Below are 18,382 nucleotides of genomic sequence, written 5' to 3' on the forward strand. Positions count from 1 at the left end.
GCTCCTTTTTTAACTCAGCACTGAGTATAAATATCGGCAGTCATTGCCGGTAGCGTAATATCTAACGAGCCCTCAAGAATCTTCGTCGATTCTTGGCCTTCAGCTTGGAAAGAACCACTCTCAAACCCTAACTTCCACATAGGTACAGAGATGTCCTTCTGCTCTTGAGAGCTGTTGACGCTAACAAGTGTCACTTCATCACCATAAACCCGAGCAAACACCCAACATAATTCGTCACAGTACAGCTCTTGTAAGTGACCTTTCTGCAAACTGATACGCGACTTTCGTAGCTCAATTAAAGATCGGAAGTATGGAAACCAAGGAGAGGTACTCTCTTCGCCCCAAGGGAAACAGCGACGATTATCTGGATCCTGCCCACCTTTTAAGCCGACTTCGGTACCGTAGTACAGGCAAGGGGTGCCGAGGTAAGTCATCAATAAGGTTGCGGCTACTTTCAGCTTGCTTTCGTCGTTATCTATAAGAGAGATAAAGCGTGCGGTATCATGACTATCGAGTTGATTGAGTTGTGATAATTGGTTGAGCCAAGGCACCTTAGCTCTCGCTTCAGCAAGCCAATCTCTAAACTCAATCATATTGAGATCGATCGGCTGATAAGCGATGTCTTGTTTTGCAATTAACGCTCTCAAAGGGTGTGCAAAACCATAATAGTTCATGGCACCATCTTCTTGGTCACCCTGTAGCCATGGTGTCGCTTCGAAAAAGTGTTCACCGAGTACATAAGCTTCCGGATTTTCTTGTTTGGTTGCATCTCGGAACGCTTGTACATAGTGGGCGTTGTTCTTCGCGCCCTCGCCTTCTCCAAGCATATGAATCACGTCAAAACGCCAGCCATCAATATCATAAGGTGCACGCAGCCAATGTTTGATTACTGCATCGTCTGACTGATAGATGTAATCCTTCACTTGCTGATTTTCAAAATTCAGCACAGGTAATGAATCAATTCCCTTCCAACCGATGTAATTGGTTGAATCTTCCTTATCAAAAAAGTAGTAGTCATGATAAGGCGATTGAGGGTTTGCATACGCACCGCTATCAGTACGCTGCATACGGTCAAACCAAGCATGCTCTGTCGAGGTATGGTTAAATACCGCATCAAGAATCAGCCTCATTCCACGTTGCTTAGTATCCATGCGCAACAGAGCAAAATCTTCTTCACTGCCTAAATGTGGGTCGATACTCATGTAATCTTGGGTATCGTATTTATGATTACTTGGGGAGGTAAAAATCGGGTTTAGATAGAGTGCTGTGATACCCAAATCTTGTAGGTAATCGAGCTTATGATTGATACCGACTAAGTCGCCACCAAAAAATTCCGCAGCTCCGGTACCACCATGACCATCAACCGCATCCCCCCACTCTTTCGCGACTACAGGACGCTCGCCATTATTGAGGGCATACTCACCGGTTTTTACGCTAATTTCGGGGTTACCATTACAGAATCGATCAGGGAAAATTTGATAGAAAACTTGCTCAGACACCCATTCTGGAGGTTGGTGCTTTGCGTTAAACTTGAAGTGGAACTCATGACTTGGAATACGCTTTTGCACACCACGAGCATCTAGCCAATATTGCCCCTTCTCATCCTGAACTTTGAAAACGTATTTAGTGAGGTCTTTATCATGGTTGATTTCAAAGCTTGCTTGCCATTCGTGTAACCGTCCTACCTGACCAAGGTAGGTCATATCAACAAAGTACTCTTCATTATCAGGCTCATGACGAACCTGGACAGACAACCACTCTTTAGAGTCTGTGCGAAGTTTGACCTTCAGTTGGTTATTGGAAAACGACAGCCCATCTTGGGTTTGGGCATGAGAAAGGAAAACGGTCATTGCAAAGTACTCGCCATGTAACGCTCAATAATTCGAGCCAATTGGAAAACTTTGCTAAAGATAGAAATAATCCTTCAAACCACAACGACGTCATGTCGATAAGATTTGAAGGATCACACTTTGTAGAGGTTTAGAGTCTAAAATTCGAGCTTGAAAAGATTAGAACCAACGCTCAAGCGCTGTGTTATCGAGCTGTCGAAATGCACGGTTTAGAATAGCGGCCAGCTCTTTATAGCGTGGAGACGCTTTAGCAGGCTCTAGTGCAAAACCGGACTCTGTGATCTTCTGATGCAACTCGCGATACCATGAAGCCAGTGCTGGCGGCAGTTTGGTATTTGAGCGGTTACCCAACCACCACATGCCCTGAACGGGTAGGCTAATGGCAAACAATGCAGTAACAATAGCCTGCGGCATCGCTTCATAGTTATTAAACGCCATCTGCGTCAATACAGCGATCGCTGCAATCGCCGGCATCACCTTGATACCGAATTTGGTCGCCTTGATTATGCGTTGTTCAGGGAATAGAGGATTAAGCTCTCGGCGCACCGGCCAAAGATCCATGTACTTTTGCCCATCTTTAAGGCTATGAAACAATCCAACCTTATTTTCCATCACAGGACCTCACTAAAAAATAGTTGAGAAAACTCAACAAAATCCGCAAAAAATTGATAAAAGTTAATATTCTTTCAATTTTTTTTTGTTATCTTGGTCTATTATCGCTATCCTTTGCAGACCCTCAATCTCATTGTTGCTGTTATTTACAATTTTGGCAACCATGAGAGTTATCTGCACGGAAAGCAGACGGTTCTCAGCGTAAGCAATGAACTGCTCATATTAATACGGACATTACAGTATTTTTGACCAAGAAAAAGTGGTGGTTGCAAGCAACTCGTCTACTCTTCTTGTGAACATTTTCATCTAAGTGATTAATAGGTAATCAACCATGTCAAAGCTAGTTTTAGTTTTAAACTGCGGTAGTTCTTCTCTTAAGTTCGCGATCGTTGATGCAGACAACGGCGACGAGCATCTAACAGGTCTTGCTGAGTGTCTTCACCTTCCTGAAGCACGTATCAAGTGGAAACTTGATGGTAAGCACGAAGCTCAACTTGGTGACGGCGCTGCTCACGATGAAGCTCTATCTTTCATCGTAGAAACTATTCTTGCTTCTAAGCCAGAGCTTGCAGAGCAACTTGCTGCAATCGGCCACCGTGTTGTACACGGCGGTGAGAAATTCACTAAGTCTGTACTTATCACTGACGAAGTACTTAAAGGTATCGAAGACTGTGCAACTCTTGCACCTCTTCACAACCCAGCAGCTATCGTTGGTATCAAAGCAGCTCAAAAAGCGTTCCCTGCGCTTCAGAACTCTGCAGTATTTGATACAGCATTCCACCAAACAATGCCTGAAGAAGCGTACCTATACGCACTTCCATACAACCTATACAAAGAGCACGGTATCCGTCGCTACGGTATGCACGGTACTTCTCACCTATTCATCGCTCGTGAAGTTGCTGAGCGTCTAGGCAAGCCAGTTGAAGAACTAAACATCATCAACTGTCACCTAGGTAACGGTGCATCTGTATGTGCAATCAAGAACGGTCAATCTGTAGATACTTCTATGGGTCTTACTCCTCTTGAAGGTTTAGTAATGGGTACTCGTTCTGGTGACATCGATCCTGCGATCATCTTCCACCTACACGACGCTCTAGGTTACTCTGTTGAAGATATCAACAACATGCTAACTAAAGAGTCTGGCCTAATGGGTCTAACTGAAGTGACTCCTGATTGTCGTTACATCGAAGACAACTTCGGTAAAGAAGACGCAGCGACTCGCGCAATGGACGTAATGACTCGTCGCCTAGCGAAATACGTTGCTGGTTACACTGCAACTCTAGACGGTCGTCTAGACGCTATCGTATTCACTGGCGGTATCGGTGAGAACGGTGCTCCAATCCGTGAACTAGTACTTAACCGTCTAGGTATCTTCGGTATCGAAGTTGATGGTGAAGCTAACCTTAAAGCTCGTTTCGGCGGCGAAGGTGTTATCACTACTGCTGATAGCCGTATCCCAGCGATGGTTGTTTCGACTAACGAAGAACTAGTCATTGCTGAAGACACTGCGCGACTAGCAGGTCTTTAATAGTTAAGTCGGCTGCACCTCGGTGCAGCCGACTTGTTTTAGGCGCTAATTTATTTCGCCAATATTTCAGGCTTATCCTATTATTCCTCTTTATTGCCTTTGGCTCACTCTTCTGAGTGGAATAACAAGTTAAGCTTCTTTCCCCAATAGCTAAAGGTATTCTACGAATGTCTCGTACTATAATGCTCATCCCTACAAGTGCTGGTGTTGGTCTAACTAGCGCAAGCATGGGTGTTCTTCGCGCAATGGAGCGCAAAGGTGTTAAGGTTTCTTTCTACAAACCAATCTCTCAACCACGCTCTGGTGGCGACCAACCTGATCTAACGTCAACCATCGTTGGCGCTAACAGCGATGTTAAGATCGGCCAACCACTTGCTATGTCTGTTGCTGAAAGCCTAATCGGTAATGACAACATGGACGAGCTACTAGAAACAGTGGTAGAGCGTTACAACCAGATCAACAAAGATGCTGACGTAACGCTTATCGAAGGCCTAGTACCAACTCGTAAGCACCCATTTGCTAACCAAGTGAACGCAGAAATCGCAGCGACACTTGGCGCTGAGATTGTACTAGTTGCAACTCCGGGCACTGACAACCCAGCTCAACTTAAAGAGCGCATCGAAGTAGCATGTTCTAACTTCGGTGGCACAAAGAACAAAAACATCTCAGGTGTTATCATCAACAAGCTTAACGCACCAGTTGATGAAGCAGGCCGTACTCGCCCTGACCTATCTGAGATCTTCGACGATTCAGACAGCGCAAAACAAAACGAACTAAAAGTGATGGAGATCTTCAACACCTCTCCTATCCGTGTTCTTGGTTGCGTGCCATGGAGCATCGAGCTAATCGCAACGCGTGCTGCAGATATGGCTTCTCACCTGAATGCAGAAATCGTTAACGAAGGTGAATTGAACACTCGTCGTATCAAGAGCATCACGTTCTGTGCACGTTCACTGCCTCACATGATTGAACACTTCAAGCCAGGTTCACTACTAGTAACTTCGGCTGACCGCCCAGACGTAATCGTTGCAGCAGCGCTTGCAGCAATGAACGGCGTTGAGATTGGTGCTGTGCTTCTAACGGGTGGTTACGATATCCCTACAGAAATCCAAGATCTAATTAAGCCAGCTCTAGAAAGCGGCCTACCGATCTTCAAAGCACAAGGTAACACTTGGCAGACTTCTCTGAACCTACAAAGCTTCAGCCTAGAAGTTCCAGCTGACGATAAAGAGCGTATCGAGTTCATCAATGAGCACGTTGCGGGTCACATCGATGGTAACTGGATCGAGTCAATGACTGAAGGTACTCAGAAGTCTCGTCGCCTAAGCCCACCAGCATTCCGTTACCAGCTAACTGAATTTGCTCGTAAAGCAGCTAAGCGTATCGTACTTCCTGAAGGTGATGAGCCACGTACAGTTAAAGCTGCGGCTATCTGTGCTGAGCGCGGTATCGCGGAATGTGTACTTCTAGGTAACCCTGAAGAAATCAAGCGTGTTGCAGCACAACAAGGCGTTGAGCTAGGTGCTGGCGTTAAGATCATCAACTCTGACGAAGTGCGTGAAAACTACGTAGCACGTCTAGTTGAGCTACGTGGCGCGAAAGGCATGACTGAAGTTGTTGCTCGTGAGAAGCTACAAGATTCAGTATTCCTAGGCACAATGATGCTTGAGAACGACGAAGTTGACGGCCTAGTTTCTGGTGCGGTTCACACTACGGCGAACACTATCGTTCCTCCGTTCCAAATCATCAAGACGGCACCTGATGCGTCTATCGTATCTTCTGTATTCTTCATGCTACTGCCTGACCAAGTACTGGTTTACGGTGACTGTGCGATCAACCCTGATCCAACAGCTGAACAGCTTGCTGAAATCGCGATCCAATCTGCTGATTCTGCAGCAGCATTCGGTATCGACCCACGCGTTGCTATGATCTCTTACTCTACTGGTGAATCTGGTAAGGGTGCAGACGTAGATAAAGTACGTGAAGCAACGAAACTTGCTCAAGAGAAACGTCCAGATCTAGTGATCGACGGTCCTCTACAGTACGACGCAGCTATCATGGAAAACGTTGCAGCTTCTAAAGCGCCAAACTCTCCAGTAGCAGGTAAAGCGACAGTATTTGTGTTCCCAGACCTAAACACTGGTAACACGACTTACAAAGCGGTACAGCGTTCAGCAGACCTAGTATCTATCGGTCCAATGCTTCAAGGTATGCGTAAGCCTGTAAACGACCTGTCTCGCGGCGCTCTAGTTGACGACATCGTTTACACAGTAGCCCTAACGGCTATCCAAGCAGACCAAGCAGCTCAAGCTGAAGAAAAAGTAGTTAACTAATCTACTTTCCTTAAAATGAGTAGCTAAAGCTAGACAAACAAAACCCTCGCAAGTGCGAGGGTTTTTTATAGCTAGAGAGCTAGAGAGCTAGAGAGCTAGAGAGCTAGAGAGCTAGAGAATAGTGTCACGGCCATGTGCCGATTCCAAATCTAAGTACGGACCTTTCGGTACCACCTGAGTTGGGTTGATACCAGTATGGCTAAAGTAGTAATGACGTTTTATATGATAAAAATCCGTCGTCTCTTTTATGCCTTCAATCTGATACAACTCTTTTAGATACCCCTGTATATGCTTGTAATCAGCAATACGTTGCTTGTTACACTTGAAGTGTCCAACATAAACCGCATCAAAGCGAACGAGAGTCGTAAACAAGCGCCAATCTGCTTCGGTTATTTGATTACCCGCTAAATAACGATGAGTAGCAAGATGATCATCAACCTTATCTAACGCTGCGAAGAGCTTGTCATAGGCTTCTTCATACGCCTCTTGTGTGGTTGCGAAGCCACAGCGGTACACACCATTGTTGATATTTGGATAAACAAACTGGTTCCATTCATCAATGACGCTAGTCAGTGACTCAGGATAGTAATCATCGTTGTTCCCCGTCAGATCATTAAACTCACTGTTGAACATACGAATGATCTCTGAGGATTCATTACTCACAATCGTTTGAGTCTTCTTATCCCACAATACCGGCACTGTCACTCGACCTGTATAATCGAGTTTCGCCTTGGTATACACCTGATGAAGCTGAGTTAATCCATAGAGAGGCTCAGGCATACCAAAGGTCCAACCTTGATCCATCATATCAGGACAAACCACGGTGACATCAATATGCTCGGTTAGCCCCTTTAGCTTTCGAAAAATCAGCGTACGGTGGGCCCAAGGGCAAGCTAGAGAAACATAGAGGTGATAGCGGCCCGATTCTGGTTGAAACTGCGCATCTTGTGAGTTTTTTACCCAAGAACGAAAACCTGCATCTTCACGAACAAATTTTCCATTACTTGATTTTGTGTCGTACCACACATCGTGCCACACACCTTCGACTAACTTACCCATAACTTTTCCCTCTTGGTTAACTTATTACAATTTAGCGAACTTATAAGGAAAATATGAGGAGGGAGATTCGAGCAACTCGTTCAGAAAATTTGAAGACCACTTTATTGCAAAAAATGCAGGTATAAAAAAAGCGCGACCCCGATAAAAGAAGCCGCGCTTAAGCCCGTCACAGGCTGAATCGTTATTACTGTTTACACAGAAACATTTAGACAAGATACCGCATGGACATCATCGCCTTTAATCGTTGGTTTGGTCTTCGCACACTCTTCGGTTGCTTGAGGGCAACGAGTACGGAAAACACAACCTGATGGTGGGTTGATTGGTGATGGTAGGTCACCTTCCAACATCTGAATGGTTTTGCTGCGTTCAATCTTAGGATCTGGGATTGGAACGGCAGACATCAACGCCTTGGTGTATGGGTGCTTAGGATCGTCAAATAGAGCGTGAGCTTCGCCCAACTCGACTGCGTTACCTAGGTACATAACCAATACACGGTCAGAGATGTGTTTCACTACCGACAAGTCGTGGGCAATGAATACCAAAGACAGGCCTAGCTCTTTCTGCAGTTCTTTCAGAAGGTTTACTACCTGTGCCTGAATCGATACGTCTAGCGCCGATACGGGTTCGTCACAGATGATCATCTTAGGCTTCAGGATAAGTGCACGTGCAATACCGATACGCTGACACTGACCGCCTGAGAACTCGTGTGGATAACGGTTGATTACGTTTGGAAGAAGGCCAACACGTGCCATCATCTCTTTAACGCGATCTTTTACTTCTGCTTTAGAAAGCTCAGGATAGAACGTCTCTAGAGGCTCAGCAATGATGTTACCAACTGTCATACGTGGGTTAAGAGAAGCCAGAGGATCCTGGAAAATCATCTGGATTTCTTTACGTGTTTGACGTCGTTCAACCTCGTGCATCTTGGTTAGGTCGTTACCCATCCACACCACTTCACCGTCGGTAGCTTCAACAAGACCGATGATTGCACGAGCGAATGTCGACTTACCACAGCCAGACTCACCCACTACGCCGAGTGTTTCACCTTCGTACAGGTGTACATCTACACCGTCGACTGCTTTTAGGTTAGCCGGCTTAGACCAAGGCCAAGCAGATTTAGAGGCGATGCTAAAGTGAACTTTTAGGTTTTTAACATCTAAGATTAGTTGTTTTTCATTACTCATAGCGATGCCTTACCCTTGCTTAGCCCAAGTTGTCCAATCTGAGAAACATGCACGTTGACGGTGACCATCGAACGTCTGCAATACTGGTGCCTCTTTGCGGCACTGATCCGTTACACGGTGGCAACGTTCTTGGTAAGGACAGCCTGGTGGTAGACGAAGAAGGTTTGGCGGGTTGCCAGGGATTGTTGGCAGGATCTCGCCCTCGGTATCTAGACGAGGGATCGCTTTCAACAGACCTTCTGCGTATGGGTGGCTTGGGTTGTAGAAGATTTCATCTACTGTGCCGTATTCCATTGTACGACCTGCGTACATCACAAGTACCTTGTCACACGAACCCGCAACAACACCAAGATCGTGCGTGATCATGATGATTGCTGTATTGAACTCCTCTTTAAGTTCGTTCAGAAGATCCATGATCTGTGCTTGAACCGTTACGTCGAGTGCCGTTGTTGGTTCATCCGCAATCAGAAGCTTAGGACGACATAGTAGCGCCATTGCGATCATTACACGCTGGCGCATGCCGCCAGAAAACTCGTGCGGGTACATGGTAATACGCTTGCGAGCTTCAGGGATTTTAACCGCTTCAAGCATGCGTACTGATTCTTCAAACGCCTCTGCTTTACCCATGCCTTTGTGAAGCATAAGTACTTCCATTAGCTGATCGCTAACTTTCATGTATGGGTTTAGAGACGTCATTGGGTCCTGGAAGATCATTGCGATCTGCTCAGCACGAACCTTATTTAGCTCTTTTTCTGGAAGGTTAAGGATTTCCTTACCTTCAAACTTTGCACTACCAGAGATGATACCGTTCTTAGCCAGTAGCCCCATGATAGAGAATACAGTTTGAGACTTACCTGAACCTGACTCACCTACGATACCAAGCGTTTCACCTTGGTTTAGTGAGAAGTTCAAGTCATTCACTGCGGTTACGATACCATCTTGAGTGGTAAACTCGACGCGCAGGTCTTTTACATCTAATAGACTCATTATTCTTTCCTCAAAAATTCTTAGTCGGCTTAGCGATCTTTCGGATCAAGCGCGTCACGTAGGCCATCGCCCACGTAGTTAAAGCAGAACAGGGTAATTACCATGAACGCTGCTGGGAATGCGAGCTGCCAAATTGCAACTTCCATTGTGTTTGCACCTTCTTGAAGTAGTGCACCCCAGCTTGTCATTGGCTCCTGAACACCAAGACCAAGGAAAGAAAGGAATGATTCAGTCAAAATCATGCTTGGTACGAGTAGCGTTGAGTATACCGCTACGATACCTAGTACGTTTGGAACAATATGGCGAGTGATGATCTTCCACTTGCTCACACCACAAACGTGTGCCGCTTCGATGAACTCTTTGCTACGTAAGCTTAGAGTCTGACCACGTACGATACGCGCCATATCAAGCCATGCGATAGCACCGATAGCAACGAAGATAAGTACGATGTTACGACCAAAGAAAGTTACTAGTACGATTACTAGGAACATGAACGGAATCGCGTACAAGATCTCTAGAATACGCATCATAATACGGTCTACTTTACCGCCGATGAAGCCAGAAGCTGCACCGTAAAGCGTACCGATCGTTACCGCTACTAGTGCACCCATCACACCTACCATCAGTGAGATACGGCCACCCACTAGCGTACGAACGTAAAGGTCACGACCTAAACTGTCTGTACCGAAGAAGTGCTCCATTGATGGTGCTGCGTGCATTGCATACCAATCAGTATCTTCGTAAGTGTAAGCAGCAAACATCGGTAAGAAGATCACTGCTAGCGTGATTAAAAATAGGATGAATAGGCTCACCATCGCCGCTTTGTTACGCATAAAGCGGATGCGAGCATCTTGCCAAAGGCTGCGACCTTCGATCTCTAGATTTTCTGAGAACTTTTCGATCGCTTCTAAATTTTCTTTTTTCTGCAACATTTGTTGTCCGTCCCCAATTAGTAACGAATTTTCGGGTCGATGTAAGCGAGTAAAATATCTACAACCGCATTGAATAGGATAAATAGGAAACCAATAAGAATGGTTACACCCATTACAAGCGAGTAGTCACGGTTAAACGCTGCGTTTACGAACAACTTACCAATACCTGGTAGGCCAAAGATCGTTTCGATTACTACCGAACCTGTGATGATACCCACGAATGCAGGGCCCATGTAAGAAACAACAGGTAATAGAGCAGGACGAAGTGCGTGCTTAAGAATGATGTAGCGGTAACTTAGACCTTTTGCACGCGCAGTACGGATGAAGTTACTGTTCAGCGTTTCGATCATCGAACCACGAGTGATACGCGCGAACGTTGCTACGTAAAGTAATGACATACCGACAACGGGTAGTGCCATGTATTGGAACGAGCCATCGAACCAACCACCGGCTGGGAACCAACCCAAGTTAATCGAGAATAGGTAGATCAGTACGGGTGCCAACACGAAGGATGGCATTACCACCCCGAGCATGGCGGTCGCCATTATGGTGTAATCGAGCCAGCTGTTTTGCCTCAATGCGGCAATAGTTCCAACAGTCACCCCCATAATCACGGTAAAAATGAAGGCAGCGAAACCAACTTTTGCCGATACTGGAAGTGCATCAGCAACGAGCTCGTTTACTGTGAAGTCTTTGTATTTAAACGAAGGACCAAAGTCACCCTGCAGGATGTTTGTTAGGTACGTCGTGTACTGCTCGAATACTGGCTTGTCTAGGCCGTATTTAGCATTGATGTTCGCCATAACTTCTGGCGGTAGTGGGCGCTCACTTGAAAACGGGTTACCCGGTGCGAAGCGCATTAAGAAGAAGGAAATTGTAATCAACACCAACATTGTTGGGATTGCTTCAAAGATCCTCTTGGCAATGAATTTAAGCATAAACTCACTCTTTTCCAGTCTGTGACAAAAATTAGAATGCACAGCATGTGCGTTTCGCACATGCTGTGAGGTTTTTTATAGTTTTATTTAGCTGCTATTACTGAGCTTTAATGTATAGGTCTTTCGAGAAGATCTTGTCTTCAGCATTGTTTAGTGGGAAACCACCAACAGTAGGCTGAACTAGACGTGATTTAACGTATTGGTAGATAGGTGCAATCGGCATGTCACGAGCTAGAAGCTGTTCAGCTTTGATGTATAGCGCTTGACGTTCTTCTTCAGAAGTCGTAGCTAGAGCATCAGCCATCACTTTATCGTACTCAGCGTTGTGGTACTTAGGATCATTTGAGCTGTTGTTAGATTGCATTAGTGATAGGAAGCTTGATGCTTCGTTGTAATCACCACACCAACCCGCACGAGTCACATCGAAGTCACCGCTACGGCGAGTATCTAGGTATGTTTTCCACTCTTGGTTCTCTAGAGAAACTTCTACACCTAAACCACGTTTCCACATAGATTGGATAGCTGTCGCGATCTTCTTGTGGTTTTCAGACGTGTTGTATAGAAGAGTAAACTCAAGTGGGTTGTTCTCGTCGAAGCCCGCTTCTGCAAGAAGTTTCTTCGCTTCTGCAATACGTGCTTTCTGGTCCATCTTACCGTAAGCAGGTAGTTCTGGGTTGAAGCCAGCAGTGATTTCAGGAGTTAGGAAGTATGCTGGTTTCTGGCCTTGAGCAAGGATAGCGTCAGATACGATGTTACGGTCGATCGCGTAAGATAGTGCTTTACGAACACGTACATCATCAAATGGTGCTTTCTTGTTGTTGAAGCCGTAGTAGTAAGAACATAGGTTACCGCCTACAGAAACAGACTCTGGGTGCTCTTTCTTAAGACGCTTAAAGTGTTCAACTGGTAGTTCGTTAGTGAAGTGAATTTCACCAGATAGGAAACGGTTCATTTCAGCAACTTGGTTCTCGATTGGAAGGTAAGTTACTTTGTTTAGAACAGTTTTGTCGTTGTCCCAGTAGTTTTCGTTGCGAACAAGCTCGATACGCTCGTTTACACGCCAAGAATCGATAGTAAACGCACCGTTACCAACGAAGTTTTCTGGCTTAGTCCACTGATCACCGAACTTTTCAACAGTTGCGCGGTGTACTGGCTTAACTGTTGTGTGACCCATCATCATTACGAAGTAAGGAACTGCAGTTTCTAGTTTGATTTCTAGAGTGTTAGCGTCGATAGCTTTAACACCTAGAGTTTCTTTATCTGCTTTACCCGCGATGATGTCATCAGCGTTTTCCATCGTAGTCATTTCTAGGTACCACGAGTATGGAGAAGCCGTGTTTGGATCAACTGCACGCTTGAAGCTGTAAACGAAGTCTTCAGCTGTCACAGGGTCGCCATTAGACCATTTCGCATCTTTGCGTAGGTAGAACGTGAACGTTTTGTTGTCTTCAGTTTCCCAGCGCTCAGCAACACCAGGGATAGTGTTACCGTCTGCATCTTGGTTTACTAGGCCTTCTAATAGATCACGGATTACGTGAGACTCTGGAACGCCTTCAGTTTTGTGTGGGTCAAGAGAAGCAACCTCAGTACCGTTACCACGAACCAATTCTTGAACTGGTGCTAGTTTAGTACCTGCAGGAACGTCTGCAGCGAAAGCGTTAAGAGAAGTAGCAGAAACTGCTAGGCCAGCACCAAGAAGAAGTGCTTGGGTGATTTTGTTCTTGTACATGCATTAAACTCCAAGTTTTATATTTTGCATCCATGACTCTTTATTGCCTCACCAGAACGGAAGGCTAATTAGCTTTTTAGAAGGTTATAAAATGAGTAAAAAAAGCTAAACGGCAATAAAGATTGCAGCACACACTATCAATCATTGAAGCAATTTGCCATAAAAATTCAGCAAAATGTCGAATCATTCTCTTAAATTGATAGATAAGCAGCATTATTGGCTACTTGATAAATAAACCAAAAAACATACATCTAAAAAGAGTTTGCAAAGTAGTTCATCATTTCAATAGCTCTGTAATTTGACCGAAATTTAGCATCTTGTGCTATTTTTCGTCAAATAATTTAACATTTGATTCAATTGTTGTCTAACATGCTTTTACATTATATCGAGGAAATATAAGGGGAATGTGATTTAAATCACTAGAGGAATTAACTAGGTATGATATGGATATATTTATCAATAAATCTGTAATTTACAAAATACGCCAAATATTACGAACACAAAAAAAGCGACCAATAAAGGTCGCTTTTTCAATATGGCGGTTCAACTATCGGAATTGGTCCTAAGTCATTAATCGTGACTATCGACGATTAGCCCTGAATACCGACGATTAACCAAGGTGCATTTGGTACCGTTAAATCACGCTCTAAGTGCCAGATGTCTTCAATATCTTCTTCTACACCTTCGACTGCATCGCGGTAACGACCACTAAACTGCAAGCTTAGCTGTGCTTTACTTGCATCATGGTCCGCTCGAACGATCTCAGCATCAACGAACATCACATCAGTATGCTGCTCACCCTCAAGCTTCGCACGTTCAGATTTCAGGTCTTCGAACAAGCTAGGTGAAACATATTCTTCAATAGTGTGGAGCTCGTTGTGATTCCAAGCACCTTGAATAATACGGTAGTGTTCACGCGAACCGTTAATGAATGCTGCTTGATCAAACCCAGGTGGGTAGTTGTGGGGCACATCAGAATGTCCTGCCGCACCAAAACCGCCTGTTGCTTGAGGTTGCTCGAAGTTGTGTACATTCGCCTCGCGGAACTGAGCATCTTTTTGGAAGCCGTTTTCTTGGAAGCGACCATTTTGTTGCGACTGGTAAGATTGAGTGCCACCAAACGCAGGTTGCTGGCGCTGCTGATTCATACTGCCCTGCTTCGCACCAAGCATACCGCGTAGAAACTTAAACAGAACAAAACCGATAAGGCCCATGATAAGGATATCCATAAACTGAATACCTTCAAATGCACCACCGAAGAATGCTGCTAATAGACCACCGGCTAACAGACCACCTAGCAGACCACCCATCAAGCCTTTTTTGCTTGATGCTGTGTTTGTCTTGCCATCTTGTCTTAGCGTGTTGGTATTTTGCTGCTGTTGTTTAGGTGCCGGTGCAGTCTTGAAGCTTTTACCAAAAGACTTACCACCACCAAATTTTTTCGCTTCAACGATAGGGCTGGAAACCACAGACACCATCACTAAAGCCAGTAGAGTAAATAGACGTTTCATCTTGAACCTATTTTAGTTTTTTTGATAACGAGCATCATAGCCATCTCATCACAACAATGAAACAACTTAAATAACGAGACTTGTTTCAAACTATTGCTGCTGACACTGTGTTGACCATAAGCTGACCAATCTTTAGAATTGAACATCGTTCATTTAGGTACAACACAGTATAAAACGCATGGCACGCAGAAACGATCACACAAGAGATCAACTCATTGCTTTAACGTTAGATGCCGTTAAATCATTCTTGGAGTCCAAGTCTCACCACGAACTTAGCTTACGTAAAGTCGCTACGATGATTGGCTATGTCCCTAGTACCTTGGTCAACGTATTTGGTAACTATAATCTATTGTTACTGCGCGTTGTGGCAAACACTCTCGATGAGCTGTCTATGCTCGCTCAACAGAGTGTTGCAACTGCCACTGACAATCGAGACGCCCTTAAAAAGCTCGCATACCTGTACCACGACTTCGCTTGTGACAACCCCCACCGCTGGCAATTGATCTTTGCTCACTCAATGAATGGTGAACAACTGCCTGAGTGGCAAGCTAACCGCATTGATGGAATGACCGGTATGCTCGAACACCTATTAGTTAACATTGGTGAAAATAAGTCATGTGACGAAGTGGTAGAAGCAAGTCGTGTGCTTTGGGCTGGTGTGCACGGCATTACGATGCTCAGTGTCGATGATAAATTCTTTTCTCGCCAACCTATGGATGGAAAGGCTTTGATAGATAACTTACTAGACAGTTATCTGAGTAGTTGGTAAAGGCCTCGTTCATTATGCCATTTATTTGTTCTAACTCTTTACTGCGTAAACGTCGCTTTCTGCCCTATTTTATCACTCAGTTTTTTGGTGCGTTTAACGACAATATATTTAAGAATGTACTACTCCTTTTTGTCGCGTTCGCGAATGTCGACACATTACCCATGTCGAGCCATTTGTTCATCAATCTGGCGGCTGGCCTATTCATTCTTCCGTTCTTTTTATTTTCAGCGTCTGCTGGTGTATTAGCCGATAAATACGAGAAGTCCTGGTACATCCAAAAAGTTAAACAGGCCGAAATTCTGATTATGCTGATCGGGGCGCTGGGGTTCTTAACGCAGAGTTATACTCTACTCTTGGTTCTTCTATTCTTGATGGGCACACAGTCCGCATTCTTTGGCCCAGTAAAGTATGCACTGCTTCCTCAACAGTTAAAATCTAGTGAATTAGTTTCGGGAAATGCCCTGGTAGAGATGGGGACCTTCATTGCGATCCTAATCGGTACCATTGGCGCGGGCATTATAGCGTCAAGCGACAATGCCCACACTATTGCCGCTTTCTCAGTGGTGATTTTTGCTGTTTGTGGCTATCTATCAAGTAAACAGATACCGAAGATGACACCAGCCGACAGCTCCATTGAGTTTAAATGGCAACCCTATCAACAAGCAAAAGAGACACTACAAATCGCTCGCTGCGACAAGACGGTTTTTAAGTGCATCTTAGCGATCTCATGGTTCTGGTTCTTAGGTGCAACCTATCTAACACAATTTCCAAACTTCACTCGAATCCACCTAAACGGGATTGAAACATCGGTTTCCTTCCTACTGGCTTTGTTCTCGATTGGCATTGCACTTGGCTCTTTAGCGTGTGACCGATTATCCAACCATCGTGTTGAAGTTGGTATTGTCCCAATCGGCAGTTTTGGTATCACCGTATTCGGTGCATTGATGGTGTGTTCTATCCCCGATACGCTGCCGCAATTCTACAGCTTCCAGCAGTTTATCTTGTATCGTGAACTATGGCCGACATTCATTTACTTATTGCTGCTTGGGGCCTCCGGTGGACTGTTTATCGTTCCTTTGTATGCTTTAGTACAGCAAAAATCTAAGCGGGCTCAATGTGCTCGCGTTATTGCAGCTCTGAACATCTATAACTCTCTGTTTATGGTTGGTAGTGCGGTCCTAGGTATCGTGTGTCTGGCCTTACTCGAATTATCGATCCTGCAGCTATTTTTGTTGCTCGCTGTCGCAAACTTCGCAGTGACTCTGTGCATCTTCTATCAACTACCTGTCATTGCAGTTCGCTTCTTGGTGTGGGTACTGACCCATACTATGTATAGAGTTACTCATCGCAACCTAGATAACCTACCTAAAGAAGGCGGCGCTTTGATCGTTTGTAACCATGTGAGTTACATGGATGCACTGTTATTAAGTGCCGTAAGCCCTCGCCTCATTCGTTTTGTAATGGAAGAGGACTATGCAAACTATCGCCCTGTTCGCCGCTTCTTGAAGCGCGCCGGTGTGATTCCGATCTCTTCTCGACGCCGTGGCTCAATTCGCAAAGCATTTGATGAAGTTGAAAATGCGCTAAAAGAGGGTCACATCGTGTGTATCTTCCCTGAAGGTAAGTTGAGTAGTGATGGCGAAGTTGGCGAGTTCATGCGCGGTATGGATATCATCCTGCGTCGCTCACCAGTTCCTGTGATCCCGATGGCATTGAAAGGACTCTGGGGAAGCTATTTTAGCCGCTTCCACAAAGGCCGCGCTTGCTGCGGTTTACCTCGCCGCTTTTGGTCTAAGCTTGAAGTTGAGGCAGGAGAGCCCGTTCAACCACAAGACGCAACAGCAGATTACATGCGCGATAAGGTCATCGAACTTCGGGGTGAATGGCGCTAGCCAAATGGGCTCATATTAGGTTTATACTTGCGTTCATATTTTCTGAACGCAAGTTCACAATTATCAATCACACCAGAACAAAAAATTCAGTACACTATCCCGGTTCCTAAAACTCATTCGTGTAACTAATTTATGCCTACTTTTTCTCGTGCGTTGCCCTTCTGGGTCGCAGTAATGTTTTGTTTAACGCCATTTGCCACCTCTCCAACAGCCTTAATCGTTGGCTTTATGTTGGCTAATTTTGGTTTAGTCCCTAAAGGGTATCAGGTAGCGAAGTACACGAAGAAGCTACTGGCCTACTCTATTGTTGGTCTTGGTTTTGGTATTCAGTTTGAACAAGCACTGGCTGTAACCGGTGATGGCATAGGCTTAATCATCGCGTCCATTTTCGGTACACTGGTTGTTGGTTGGTATGCGACTAAAGCGATTGGACTGGAAACAAAAACGGGTTATCTCATTTCGTCGGGCACCGCGATTTGTGGTGGCAGTGCCATTGCAGCAGTATCACCCGCAATCAATGCAAAGGACGACCAAATAGGCCTGGCGTTGGCCACAGTATTCGTACTTAACTCTATTGCATTATTTGTTTTCCCTGTGATCGGGCATGCTTTAGGTTTAGACCAACAAACCTTTGGTACTTGGGCAGCGATCGCAATTCATGATACATCATCAGTAGTGGGAGCCGCTTCAGCATATGGTGAAGAAGCGTTAACAACCGCAACCACGTTAAAACTAGCTCGTGCGTTATGGATTGTACCCGTTGCTCTGGTGAGTGCGTTTATCTTCAAGAACAAATCAAAATCCATCACTATCCCCTACTTCATCCTATTCTATTGTGTCGCGATTGGATTTAGCGATCTGTTGCCTCAGTTTGAAGCGGCATATTCGGTGATCTTTGATATCTCGAAGAAAACTCTCGTCGTCTGTTTGTTTTTAATTGGGTGCGGAATTTCTGTCGAAAAGCTAAAGGCATCTGGGCCTAAGCCTCTTATCCTTGGGGTGGGTTTGTGGACGGTTATCTCTGTAAGTTCATTGGCTTATCTATTACTGGTGTAAAA

The 18,382-nt window shown here is 45.0% G+C and carries 14 protein-coding genes; 5 read left to right on the forward strand and 9 right to left on the reverse strand.

Going from position 1 to position 18,382, the window contains the following annotated elements; genetic code table 11:
* Nucleotides 1-14 precede the first annotated feature (14 nt).
* Both malZ and yfbV read right to left on the reverse strand, forming a co-directional pair.
* On the reverse strand, nucleotides 15-1,850 hold the full coding sequence (gene malZ / locus DPF91_RS10770; protein ID WP_117234432.1) for a maltodextrin glucosidase: 1,836 nt from the start codon (nucleotides 1,848-1,850) through the stop codon (nucleotides 15-17).
* Between the two features lie 159 nt (nucleotides 1,851-2,009).
* Nucleotides 2,010-2,462 carry a terminus macrodomain insulation protein YfbV gene (yfbV, locus tag DPF91_RS10775; RefSeq protein ID WP_117234433.1) on the reverse strand — a complete coding sequence of 151 codons (453 nt, stop codon included), beginning with the start codon at nucleotides 2,460-2,462 and terminating at the stop codon, nucleotides 2,010-2,012.
* Between the two features lie 331 nt (nucleotides 2,463-2,793).
* Between yfbV and DPF91_RS10780 the strand changes: the two genes are divergently transcribed.
* Nucleotides 2,794-3,990, forward strand: coding sequence for an acetate kinase (locus tag DPF91_RS10780; protein ID WP_117234434.1), 1,197 nt, complete (start codon nucleotides 2,794-2,796; stop codon nucleotides 3,988-3,990).
* A 167-nt stretch (nucleotides 3,991-4,157) separates the two neighbouring features.
* Nucleotides 4,158-6,323: a phosphate acetyltransferase gene (pta, locus tag DPF91_RS10785; protein ID WP_117234435.1), complete on the forward strand. Its 2,166-nt coding sequence runs from the start codon at nucleotides 4,158-4,160 to the stop codon at nucleotides 6,321-6,323.
* 111 nt (nucleotides 6,324-6,434) lie between these two features.
* Here pta and DPF91_RS10790 read toward each other — a convergent pair whose 3' ends face one another.
* The 7 genes from DPF91_RS10790 to DPF91_RS10820 all read right to left on the reverse strand — a co-directional run bounded on the left by DPF91_RS10790 (nucleotide 6,435) and on the right by DPF91_RS10820 (nucleotide 14,663).
* On the reverse strand, nucleotides 6,435-7,382 hold the full coding sequence (locus DPF91_RS10790) for a glutathione S-transferase family protein (RefSeq protein ID WP_117234436.1): 948 nt from the start codon (nucleotides 7,380-7,382) through the stop codon (nucleotides 6,435-6,437).
* A gap of 191 nt (nucleotides 7,383-7,573) precedes the next feature.
* Nucleotides 7,574-8,566, reverse strand: coding sequence for a murein tripeptide/oligopeptide ABC transporter ATP binding protein OppF (oppF, locus tag DPF91_RS10795; RefSeq protein WP_117234437.1), 993 nt, complete (start codon nucleotides 8,564-8,566; stop codon nucleotides 7,574-7,576).
* 9 nt (nucleotides 8,567-8,575) lie between these two features.
* On the reverse strand, nucleotides 8,576-9,553 hold the full coding sequence (gene oppD / locus DPF91_RS10800; protein ID WP_117234438.1) for an ABC transporter ATP-binding protein: 978 nt from the start codon (nucleotides 9,551-9,553) through the stop codon (nucleotides 8,576-8,578).
* A 29-nt stretch (nucleotides 9,554-9,582) separates the two neighbouring features.
* Entirely contained in the window at nucleotides 9,583-10,485 is a 903-nt protein-coding gene (oppC, locus tag DPF91_RS10805; RefSeq protein WP_117234439.1) for an oligopeptide ABC transporter permease OppC, read from the reverse strand.
* Nucleotides 10,486-10,502: 17 nt separating this feature from the next.
* Nucleotides 10,503-11,423 carry an oligopeptide ABC transporter permease OppB gene (oppB, locus tag DPF91_RS10810; RefSeq protein ID WP_117234440.1) on the reverse strand — a complete coding sequence of 307 codons (921 nt, stop codon included), beginning with the start codon at nucleotides 11,421-11,423 and terminating at the stop codon, nucleotides 10,503-10,505.
* A gap of 97 nt (nucleotides 11,424-11,520) precedes the next feature.
* Nucleotides 11,521-13,152: an ABC transporter substrate-binding protein gene (locus tag DPF91_RS10815; protein WP_117234441.1), complete on the reverse strand. Its 1,632-nt coding sequence runs from the start codon at nucleotides 13,150-13,152 to the stop codon at nucleotides 11,521-11,523.
* A 590-nt stretch (nucleotides 13,153-13,742) separates the two neighbouring features.
* Nucleotides 13,743-14,663: a Tim44 domain-containing protein gene (locus DPF91_RS10820; RefSeq protein WP_117234442.1), complete on the reverse strand. Its 921-nt coding sequence runs from the start codon at nucleotides 14,661-14,663 to the stop codon at nucleotides 13,743-13,745.
* 178 nt (nucleotides 14,664-14,841) lie between these two features.
* On the opposite strand from DPF91_RS10820, the gene DPF91_RS10825 reads away from it, so the two are divergent.
* The 3 genes from DPF91_RS10825 to DPF91_RS10835 all read left to right on the forward strand — a co-directional run bounded on the left by DPF91_RS10825 (nucleotide 14,842) and on the right by DPF91_RS10835 (nucleotide 18,380).
* On the forward strand, nucleotides 14,842-15,432 hold the full coding sequence (locus DPF91_RS10825) for a TetR/AcrR family transcriptional regulator (RefSeq protein WP_117234443.1): 591 nt from the start codon (nucleotides 14,842-14,844) through the stop codon (nucleotides 15,430-15,432).
* 14 nt (nucleotides 15,433-15,446) lie between these two features.
* Entirely contained in the window at nucleotides 15,447-17,324 is a 1,878-nt protein-coding gene (locus DPF91_RS10830; protein ID WP_117234444.1) for an MFS transporter, read from the forward strand.
* A gap of 132 nt (nucleotides 17,325-17,456) precedes the next feature.
* Entirely contained in the window at nucleotides 17,457-18,380 is a 924-nt protein-coding gene (locus DPF91_RS10835; protein ID WP_117234445.1) for a YeiH family protein, read from the forward strand.
* Nucleotides 18,381-18,382: the final 2 nt, after the last annotated feature.

Origin of the sequence: Vibrio maerlii (assembly GCF_003415655.1) — a bacterium.
GTDB lineage: Bacteria > Pseudomonadota > Gammaproteobacteria > Enterobacterales > Vibrionaceae > Vibrio > Vibrio maerlii.